The 1,564-nt window shown below is 62.4% G+C and carries 2 protein-coding genes; both read left to right on the forward strand.

Going from position 1 to position 1,564, the window contains the following annotated elements; all coding sequences use genetic code 11:
• Nucleotides 1-845, forward strand: an 845-nt coding sequence (locus ACE3OH_RS22140) for a TniQ family protein (RefSeq protein ID WP_374358447.1), incomplete at its 5' end; no start/stop codon positions are given.
• Between the two features lie 60 nt (nucleotides 846-905).
• On the forward strand, nucleotides 906-1,520 hold the full coding sequence (locus ACE3OH_RS22145) for a recombinase family protein (RefSeq protein ID WP_374358450.1): 615 nt from the start codon (nucleotides 906-908) through the stop codon (nucleotides 1,518-1,520).
• Nucleotides 1,521-1,564: the final 44 nt, after the last annotated feature.

The raw sequence follows: 1,564 nt of genomic DNA on the forward strand, positions 1-1,564 counted from the left end.
TGCCCAGCCAGCCGATACATCGCGCCTGCCCGCTCTGTCTGAACGACCCGGCAAACCAAGCCGTACTGCTTGCATGGAAGCTGCCCCTGATGCTGAGCTGCCCGCTGCATGGCTGCTGGCTGGAATCCTATTGGGGCGTGCCTGGGCGGTTTCTCGGCTGGGAGAACGCCGACACTGCGTCGCGCACCGCCAGCGACGCGATTGCAGTGATGGACCGGCGTACCTGGCAGGCACTGACGACCGGCCATGTGGAACTGCCGTGCCGACGCATCCACGCTGGATTGTGGTTTCGACTGCTACGCACGCTGCTCGATGAGCTGAACACCCCGCTTTCGGCGTGCGGAACCTACGCGGGGTATCTCCGCCAAGTCTGGCAAGGCTGCGGGCATCCGCTGCGTGCTGGGCAAAGTCTGTGGCGACCGTATGAAACCCTGAACCCGGCAATACGGTTGCAGATGCTGGAGGCGGCGGCAACGGCAATCAGCTTGATTGAGGTGAGGGATATAAGCCCGCCGGGCGAGCATGCAAAGCTGTTCTGGTCCGAACCCCAAACCGGTTTCACCAGTGGCCTGTCGGCGAAAACGCCGAAGCCCGAACCCGTCGATCACTGGCAACGGGCAATCCAGGCCATCGATGAGGCCATCATTGAAGCGCGGCACGACCCCGAGACGGCACGCTCGCTGTTCGCGTTGGCTTCCTATGGTCGGCGCGACCCCGCTTCCCTGGAACAGTTGCGCGCCACCTTCGCAAAGGAAGGCATCCCCACGGAATTTTTGTCACATTACGAGCCTGATGAGCCCTTTGCATGTCTTAGACAGAATGACGGGTTAAGTGACAAATTTTGACGACCAGAACTTTCCGGTTCACACTGTCACATAATCGAACGTATATGTGACAGGTGCAAGATGCTGATTGGCTACATGCGGGTATCGAAGGCAGACGGCTCACAGGCCACCGACTTGCAGCGCGATGCGCTAGTCACTTCTGGCGTCGATCCCACCCAACTTTACGAGGATCAGGCGTCTGGCAAGCGCGAAGACCGCCCTGGCTTGGCGAGCTGCCTAAAGGCGCTGCGCGAGGGGGATACGCTGGTGGTGTGGAAACTGGACCGGCTCGGGCGTGACCTGCGCCACCTGATCAATACCGTCCACGACCTGACCGGCCGTGGTGTCGGACTGAAGGTGCTGACCGGCCACGGTGCGACCATCGACACCACGACGGCCGCCGGCAAGCTGGTCTTCGGCATCTTTGCCGCGCTGGCCGAGTTCGAGCGCGAACTGATCGCCGAGCGCACCGTGGCGGGCCTGGCCTCGGCACGGGCGCGCGGTCGGAAAGGTGGCCGGCCGTTCAAGATGACGGCCGCCAAGCTGCGCCTGGCGATGGCGGCAATGTGCCAGCCCGAAACCAAGGTCGGCGACCTGTGCCAGGAACTCGGCATCACGCGACAGACCCTGTACCGACACATTTCCCCAAAAGGCGAGTTGCGCCCAGATGGGACGAAACTACTCAACCGTACCTGACAAGTAGTCAGCCTCCGCCTGACGGCGGCGAATCGCAAGCGCTC

The sequence above is a fragment of the Chitinimonas sp. genome (genome assembly GCF_041904975.1).
Lineage (GTDB): Bacteria > Pseudomonadota > Gammaproteobacteria > Burkholderiales > Chitinimonadaceae > Chitinimonas.

Coding starts and splice junctions, on each gene's coding strand:
- ACE3OH_RS22145 (WP_374358450.1), top strand. CDS start 906: ATGCTGATTGGCTACATGCGGGTATCGAAGGCAGACGGCTCACAGGCC.